The sequence below is a fragment of the Pseudomonas protegens genome, from assembly GCF_003732485.1.
Taxonomy (GTDB): domain Bacteria; phylum Pseudomonadota; class Gammaproteobacteria; order Pseudomonadales; family Pseudomonadaceae; genus Aquipseudomonas; species Aquipseudomonas protegens_B.
The window spans coordinates 152462-160049 of sequence record NZ_MOAK01000045.1 but is presented as its reverse complement, the minus strand read 5'-3'; the positions used below and the strand labels follow the sequence as shown (position 1 = coordinate 160049).

Sequence of the window (7588 nt, the reverse complement as noted above, 5' to 3'; positions counted from 1 at the left end):
CCCTGTTGTGCCGGCCGCCGGATACCCGGGCAAAAAAAAGCCCGCTATAGGCGGGCCAAATGGGATTCGTTAAGGAGTGGCAATCAATCTAAAGGAGGTGAGGTGAAAGGACAGTGAAAAAAAGGTCGTGCTGAGGAAAAAACCTAAAGTCATTTGTCCAGATCGCACCGCGTTTTAGGATCTGTCCGATAGGACCGTCCCCAGCGCCCGCGTATATTTCTCCCTGCTCGCCCAGCCAAAGGGGGTACTTCGGCCTAGGTGCCACTGCCGAAGTGATGGGCGAGCACTTTTTCCTTCCTGCTTTTTCCTGCTTCTCGTTTCCCACCTGCTGTTTCCCACCTGTTTGTTTCCCAGCTATCGCTCCTCACCTGTTGTTTCCGCTCTGATTGGCCTGCGCCAACCGTCCCGCTGCACGCTCCAGCGATATTCCTTTCAAGACCTGATCCATGCTCAGTGCCTTTATGGGCGCCCGGCTTCGTGGCGGCCGGCCCTTCAGGCCAGGTTGAGGCGGCGGTGAATCTCGGCCCACAGCTGTGGGTCGTCGAAGTCCTGAATCACCCGATGGGCGCCGGCACTCAGCAGGGTCTGTGGTTGCTGGCTGGTGGCCAGGCCGAAGGTGCAGATGCCGGCCTTGACCGCGGCGGTCAGCCCGGGGACCGAGTCCTCGAAGGCCAGGGAATGCTCGGCCCTGGCTTGCAGGCATTCCAGGCCGCTGAGGTAGGGCAGGGGATCGGGCTTGGCCCGGGGCAGTTCCTCGGCCACCAGGACCGTCTGGAAACGCTCCTCAAGGCCCAGCACCTTGAGCATGTGCTCGGCGTTGGCCCGCGGGGCGTTGGTCACCACGCACACGCCAATGCCGTGCTCGGCGGCAAAATCCAGCAGGCGCAGCAGGCCGGGCATGGGCTTGAGTTGGGGGGACAATTGACGAAAACGCACTTCCTTGCGTTCGGCGAAGGCCTCATGTTCCGCCACGCTGCGTTCGGGGAACAGGTAGCGGCACATATTGGCGTTGGCCTGGCCGCTGACGTGGGCGGCGAACTCTTGCTCGGTGAACACCCGGCCGTCTTCTTCGTGCAACAACTGTTGCAGGGCCAGCAGGTGCAGGGCGTCGGTGTCGGTCAGGGTGCCGTCGAGGTCGAAAAGCAGAGCGTTGAGCATGGGACAGTTCCTGTCGGGCCCCATCCGGGCCGGTTGGCTGAATCGATCAAGCCCGCATCCTAGCAGGCTTGATCCCAACCGTGACCGGTGGCCTCAGCCCTGAGCGTTGTCGCCTTCGCCCTGGTTTTCTTCTTCGTCCGGTTGTGGGCAGTGCTCCTGCGGGTTGGCCGGCCACAGCACCTTGTCCTGGCCGTCACGCACCTGCTCGGCGCCGCACTCCACCTGGCTGACCTGGAAGCTCGGGGTGCCGTCCAGGCGATACAGGGCCTTGAGGCTGCGGGTCTGGTCGTCGCCCAGGCCTTCCACGGCATAGCCGAAGATCGCGCCGCGGGCTTGGTCCACCACCAGCTCCTGCCACTTGCTGGCGATCAGGCGCTTGCCTTGGAGGTCATACAGGGCTGAGGTGGCCAGGGGCGAGGTGTCGTCGGTGGCCAGCAGGTAGTGGCCGCTGGCATCCAGATGGATATCGACGTACTGGCCCGGCTCCAGCAGCACCTTGCCGCTGGCGTCCATCAGGCCCACGGTGCGCACTTGGGTGGCCTGGCCGAACAGGGTGGCCTGCTTGGTCGGGCTGTTGGCGGTGCTGAAGACGAACAGGTCGGCGTTGATCGCACCGATCTGGGCGTAGGTGGGCTTGAACAGCTCGACGCCCTTGTCCACATCGAAGATGCCGAAGGTGGCGCTGAATACGTTTTGCAGCACCGCGACCTGATTCAGCCCCGATACCTGCTTGAACATCCCCAGGGGGCTGAAGCCGGCCGGGTCTGCCGAGTCATAGACCGGTTGCACCTTCCACTGGCCCTGGCGATCGATCATCCCGGCTTTGCCGGAGCTGCCGTCGGCATTCTTGGCGGTGACCAGCGCGCCCTGCTTGCCGAACACCTGGCAGGTGCCGAACTGGGCCTGGATCACGGTCTTGCCCTGGAAGTCCATGTAGCCGCAGGGGCTGTCGTATTGTTCGCGGAAGGCCACCAGGCCGTCACCCGGCTCGCCCATCCAGTTGTAGGTGGCGGCGCTGATCAACTGGGCCTTGGCATCGGCCAGGGCCTTGCCCTGTTCGGTGCTGACCACCAGATGCTGGTTGGCAAAGTAGTCGATGCTGTCGAAGTCGATCTTTTTCTGCTCGCCGGTCTTGAGGTTCAGCGCCCACTTGTCGCTGCCGCGCTCGGCGATCATCCACCAGCCGCGTTTGGCGAAATCATCGCGGACCATGCTGCTGTCGAACACGGCTTCGGTGATCACCTGCCCGGTGGCGCTGAGAATGCCGCGCTTGCCGCCGATTTCGTAGACGATGAAATCGTCGTTGCCGCCCACGTACAGATCGTCGAAGCGCGGCGGCTGAATCTGCTGGCCGGCCTGGTCGATGATCCCCAGCTTGCCGTCCTGGCCGAAGCCGAAGAGGCCGGGGGTCAGCAGACGCAGGTCATCGGTGAAGTCGGCCTTGATGACTTGCTTGCCATCGGCGCTGGCCAGGTTCCAGGTGCCGTCCTTGGCGAACAGGAAGCTCTTTTCCAGGGGCATGGCGACCACGGCGTCGTAGTCGTTGTCGGCGCTGACCAGTACCGCACCGTTCTGGTCCAGTACGGCGCATTCGCCATTGGCGCAGATCGGCATGACCATGGCCGCCGGAGCCGGGGCCGGCGCGAGTGTGGCGGTTTTGGGACTGGAGTCTTCCTTGCATCCGACCAGGGTCAGAGCCGACAACGAGAGGATCAGCGAGCCGAGACGGGCACAGGCGCTTCTATCCATGAACTTCAGGTTCCTTGTAAATGAGGGGTAGTGCAGAGCGCCCCTGAATGTGGAGCAGGCAAAGCGCGGGTGATTCTGCGGTGGCGCCGGATAAATGCAAGATCCAATTGCAAAGAAAACCACAGGTACAGCGCTAAACCCTGTCTCAGACTGAGACGTTTGTCGCGAAATTGTACGGCGGGTAACACCCATCAGCCCGATGGCGCTCGGGGCATCTGTCTAAGTCATTGATCGGGCGCTGGTTTGTAAGCTGGCACGCTCCGTGTATTGCATAGCTTCAGACGTTTCTCTTGCCTCCATGGCCGGTGTCGCCGGACATGGCAGAAACCATAAAAACGACTCGCTAAAAATAAGAAAGCACCGTGGGAGGTTCGACCCTGATGAAGAGAAAACTCCGCCTTAGGCTGAGCGCCAGCCTGCTGGCCATTGCCACCTGTAGCGCCTTGCATGCCCCTTCGAGTTTTGCCGCCCGGGATGCGCAGAGCATCCTCAAGGAAACCTGCCAGGGCTGTCATACCCCCGAGGCCGGGGACGCCCTGAGCCGCATCAGCCATCAGCGCAAGACCCCGGAAGGCTGGCTGATGAGCATTGCCCGCATGCAGACCATGCACGGGCTGCAAATCAGCGATGACGACCGCCGTACCCTGGTCAAGTACCTCGCCGATAATCAGGGCCTGGCCCCCAGCGAGACCGACGGCGTGCGCTACGCCCTGGAGCGGCGCCTGAACACCGTCGAGCACTTCGACGAGCAGACCAGCCAGATGTGCGCCCGTTGCCACTCTGGCGCGCGCATCGCTCTGCAACGGCGCCCGGCCCAGGAATGGGAGCGCCTGGTGAACTTCCACCTCGGCCAGTGGCCGTCCCTGGAGTACCAGGCCCTGTCCCGGGACCGCGAGTGGTTGCCCACCGCCCTCAAGGAAATGGTGCCCTTGCTGGCCCAGCGTTATCCCCTCGACAACCCGGCCTGGAAGGCCTGGCAACAGGCCCGCCCGCAAGCGGCTGCGCTGGCGGGGGACTGGAGCTTCAGCGGCCACCTGCCGGGCAAGGGCGAACTGGCCGGGGTGATGAGCGTCAGCGCCGGGGAAGGCGATCAGTTCAAGGTCAGCGTCAAGGGCCGGTACGCCGATGGCAGCCCGTTCAATGGCCAGGGCAGCGCGATCCTCTACAACGGTTATGAGTGGCGCGGCAATGTCACCGTCGACGGCGTGGTCATGCGCCAGGTGCTGGCGGCCCAGGGCAACGCCCTGCAAGGGCGGATGTTCGAGGCTGAGCACGACGAGCGCGGCCTGGACTTCATCGCTGCCAAGCAGGGCAGCAGCCGGCTGCTGGCGGTGCAGCCGGGTTACCTGAAGGCCGGCGAGGAGGCCGAAGTGACCCTGGTGGGCGCCGGTCTTGCGGGCACTCCGAGCTTCGGCAAGGGCGTCGAGGTGGTGCAGGTGCTGGAGCAGAGCCCGGAGCGCATCCGCCTCAAGCTCAAGGCGGCGGCCAGCGCCCAGCCGGGGCTGCGCGAAGTCAGTGTCGGCAGCCTCAAGGGCGCCACGCTGGCGGTGTACAGCCGCATCGCCGAGGTCAAGGTGGTGCCGGCGTTCGCTGTGGCGCGAGTGGGTGACGGCGGCGGTTCGACGCCCAAGGTCCAGGGGCGTTTCGATGCCGAGGCCTGGGGCCAGGGCGCCGACGGCAAGGCCTATCGCATCGGCGTGATGCCGGCGCAGTGGAAGGTCGAGGCCTTCGACGAGCAGGCGGCCAAGGACGAAGACGTCAAGTACGCCGGCAGCATGCAGGCTGACAGCGGCGTGTTCACCCCGGGGGATGCCGGGCCCAACCCGCAGCGCAAGATGTCCACCAACAACGCCGGCAACCTCAAGGTGATCGCCGCCGTGGATGACGCCGGCAAGGCCCTGACCGGCGAGGGCCAGCTGATCGTCACCGTGCAACGCTGGAACAATCCACCCATTCCCTGAAGGCCTTCGAACGCTACCGACAGACACTTTCAGGCAATGACCGCAGGCCCCGAAAACGGGGCTCGCACAGGAGGTTGTAATGGGCGCAATTCTGAATCTGGTGGAGCGCAACCTGCATGAAGTGCAGGTGGACGCCGACCGCATGCTGTTCCATATCCCCAGCAGTTCGCTGTTCGCCAGCGATGCCTTGACCTGCAGCATCATCGATGCCCTTCGCGGGCCGGGCTGTACCCCGGAAGACTTGATCCAACAGCTGGCTGGCGCTTACGACGGCTTGGATGTCAGCGACACCCTGCGCGAACTGATCGCCCTGGAGCTGGTCAGCGACGGCTCGCCCCTGACCCCGGAAATCGGCGTCAAGCGGGTCGAGCGCACGGCGATCAATACCGTGGTGCTCAACGTCAACACTGGCTGCAACCTGAGCTGCACCTACTGCTACAAGGAAGACCTGGACAAGCCCTCGGCGGGCAAGAAGATGGGCCTGGACACGGCCATTGCCTCGGTGGAGATGCTGCTCCAGGAGTCCCCGGACGAGGAGCGCTACACCGTGGTGTTCTTCGGCGGCGAACCCTTGAGCAACCGGCCGCTGATCGAGGCCATGGTGGACTACTGCGAACAGCGCTTTGCCGCCGCCGGCAAGTTCGTCGAGTTCGTCATGACCACCAACGCCACGCTGCTGACCGAGGAGGTAGTGGATTACCTCAACGCTCATCGTTTCGGGCTGTCGGTGAGCATCGACGGACCCAAGACCGTGCACGACCGCAACCGCATCACTGTGGGCGGGCAGGGCACCTATGACGTGGTACGGCGCAAGGCGCAGATGCTCCTGGCGCGCTACAACAGCCGGCCAGTGGGGGCGCGGGTGACCCTGACCACCGGGGTCACCGACCTTGAGACCATCTGGGACCACCTGTTCAACGAGCTGGGGTTTGCCGAAGTGGGATTCGCCCCGGTGACCTCGGGGGACATCAGCAGCTTCAACCTCAGCAGCGAGGAGTTGATCGAAGTCTTCGCCAGCATGAAGCGCCTGGGGCGGCGTTATCTGGAGGCGGCCCTGGAACACCGCAATATCGGTTTCTCCAACCTGCACCAACTGATCACCGACATCCACGAAGGCCACAAGAAGGCGCTGCCTTGCGGCGCGGGGCTGAAGATGCTGGCGGTGGACCACAAGGGTGAACTGAACCTGTGCCACCGCTTCACCGGCTCATCCTTGCCGACCTTCGGTAACGTGCATGACGGCGGGGTCAAGCAGGTGGAACTCAACGACTTCCTGTCCCAGCGCCTGGACCGGACCAACACCGGCTGCGACAGCTGCCGCATCCGCAACCTGTGTTCCGGCGGCTGCTACCACGAGAGCTACGCCCGCTACGGCGACCCGGCGCATCCGACTTATCACTATTGCGAACTGATGCGTGACTGGGTGGATTTCGGCATCGAAGTCTACAGCCGGATCATGGCTCACAACCCTGGGTTCATCAGCAGCTACATCACTCCGCGCAAGGCTCACTGACATGAAACATCTCAAGCCGATCAATAACAAAGCTCAGAAACTGACCGAGGCTGCGGCCCAGGACCGGATCGAAGACGTGCTGGCGATGAACTCCGTGGCCGGCTGCGCGTCCACCACCGACCCGGGCTGGGAAATCGACGCCTTTGGTGGTGTGTCGTCGTTGTGCCAGCCCATGGAGGCCGACCTCTATGGTTGCTCCGACCCGTGCTGGTGGCCGGCCCAGGTGCCGGACATGATGAGCACCTACCCCGACTGGAACAAGGACGCCCAGGCCTCCAACGACAACTGGCGCAACCTCGGCACTGTCTTCCCGAAAGACAAGTGATGAACAAGAAGAAGGATTCCAGCATGCACAGCATCAAAGCCTGCGGCCTGGTCGCACTCGCGGTTCTCGGCGCCTGTTCTTTCAGTGCCCTGGCCGATGAGAGCCTGGCCCTCAACAGCGGTCACGAATACATGGTGACCACCAATTACCCGAACAACCTGCACGTCATCGATCTGGCCAGCGACAGCCTGTACAAGACCTGCAAGATGCCCGACGCCTTCGGCCCCGGCACCGTGCAACTGTCGCCGGACCGCAAGATCGCCTACGTGTTGAACAACCACTACGCGGATGTCTACGGCGTCGAGCTCGACAGCTGCAAGCAGGTGTTCCACGCCAGCATCACCCAGCACCCGGGGGAGAAGGCGCGCTCGATGTTCGCCTTCACCGTCAGCCACGACGGCAAGGAGCTGTACACCGTGGCCAACCCGACCTTGCTGCTCAATGACCGCTACGAGGTCAAGGAGCCGCGGCTGGATGTCTACGCCACCGACGCCGGGCTCAATGCCAAGCCGCTGCGCAGCTTCCCCGCGCCGCGCCAGCTGACCATCATGCAAAGTGGCGATGACGGTACCCTGTATGTGGCCGGGCCGGACTTGTACAAGGTTGACGTCAAGACCGGCAAGTTCGAGGTGTTGATCCCCAGCCGCCATTGGCAACGTCCCAACTACAGCGCTCCGGACGTGCTCTACGTGTGGAACCAGCAAACCTACCGGCATGACTTCTCGCTGCTCTACACCGCCGCGAAGTTCAAGGACAAGAAGCAGGACCCGGCCACCGCCGAGCCGCTGTACGGACTGTTCAGCGTCGACCTTGCGACCGGCAAGACCGAGGCTACCGACTTCGGCCCCCTGACCGAAATCTACTTCAGCGGCATGCGTTCGC

Annotated in this window: 6 protein-coding genes; 4 read left to right on the top strand and 2 right to left on the bottom strand. The window is 63.5% G+C overall.

All coding sequences use genetic code 11. From position 1 onward, the window contains the following. Positions 1–492 precede the first annotated feature (492 nt). Complete coding sequence (locus BLX41_RS11590) at positions 493–1158, bottom strand: HAD family hydrolase (RefSeq protein ID WP_123724981.1); 666 nt, start codon at positions 1156–1158, stop codon at positions 493–495. 93 nt (positions 1159–1251) lie between these two features. Then, positions 1252–2907, bottom strand: coding sequence for a WG repeat-containing protein (locus tag BLX41_RS11585; protein ID WP_123724980.1), 1656 nt, complete (start codon positions 2905–2907; stop codon positions 1252–1254). A gap of 380 nt (positions 2908–3287) precedes the next feature. Between BLX41_RS11585 and peaA the strand changes: the two genes are divergently transcribed. The 4 genes from peaA to peaD form a co-directional block, all read left to right on the top strand. After that, positions 3288–4868 carry a quinohemoprotein amine dehydrogenase subunit alpha gene (peaA, locus tag BLX41_RS11580; RefSeq protein ID WP_123724998.1) on the top strand — a complete coding sequence of 527 codons (1581 nt, stop codon included), beginning with the start codon at positions 3288–3290 and terminating at the stop codon, positions 4866–4868. A gap of 79 nt (positions 4869–4947) precedes the next feature. Then, on the top strand, positions 4948–6381 hold the full coding sequence (gene peaB / locus BLX41_RS11575; RefSeq protein WP_123724979.1) for a quinohemoprotein amine dehydrogenase maturation protein: 1434 nt from the start codon (positions 4948–4950) through the stop codon (positions 6379–6381). A 1-nt stretch (position 6382) separates the two neighbouring features. Next, entirely contained in the window at positions 6383–6706 is a 324-nt protein-coding gene (gene qhpC, locus BLX41_RS11570; RefSeq protein ID WP_102861784.1) for a quinohemoprotein amine dehydrogenase subunit gamma, read from the top strand. A gap of 23 nt (positions 6707–6729) precedes the next feature. Further along, positions 6730–7588: quinohemoprotein amine dehydrogenase subunit beta (gene peaD, locus BLX41_RS11565; protein ID WP_259744721.1), on the top strand; the 859-nt coding region annotated here is incomplete at its 3' end.

What these genes read in the sequence shown, in the direction of transcription:
- peaA (WP_123724998.1), top strand. Translation starts at nt 3,288, where the DNA reads ATGAAGAGAAAACTCCGCCTTAGGCTGAGCGCCAGCCTGCTGGCCATT.
- peaB (WP_123724979.1), top strand. Translation starts at nt 4,948, where the DNA reads ATGGGCGCAATTCTGAATCTGGTGGAGCGCAACCTGCATGAAGTGCAG.
- BLX41_RS11590 (WP_123724981.1), bottom strand. Translation starts at nt 1,158, where the DNA reads ATGCTCAACGCTCTGCTTTTCGACCTCGACGGCACCCTGACCGACACC.
- qhpC (WP_102861784.1), top strand. Translation starts at nt 6,383, where the DNA reads ATGAAACATCTCAAGCCGATCAATAACAAAGCTCAGAAACTGACCGAG.
- BLX41_RS11585 (WP_123724980.1), bottom strand. Translation starts at nt 2,907, where the DNA reads ATGGATAGAAGCGCCTGTGCCCGTCTCGGCTCGCTGATCCTCTCGTTG.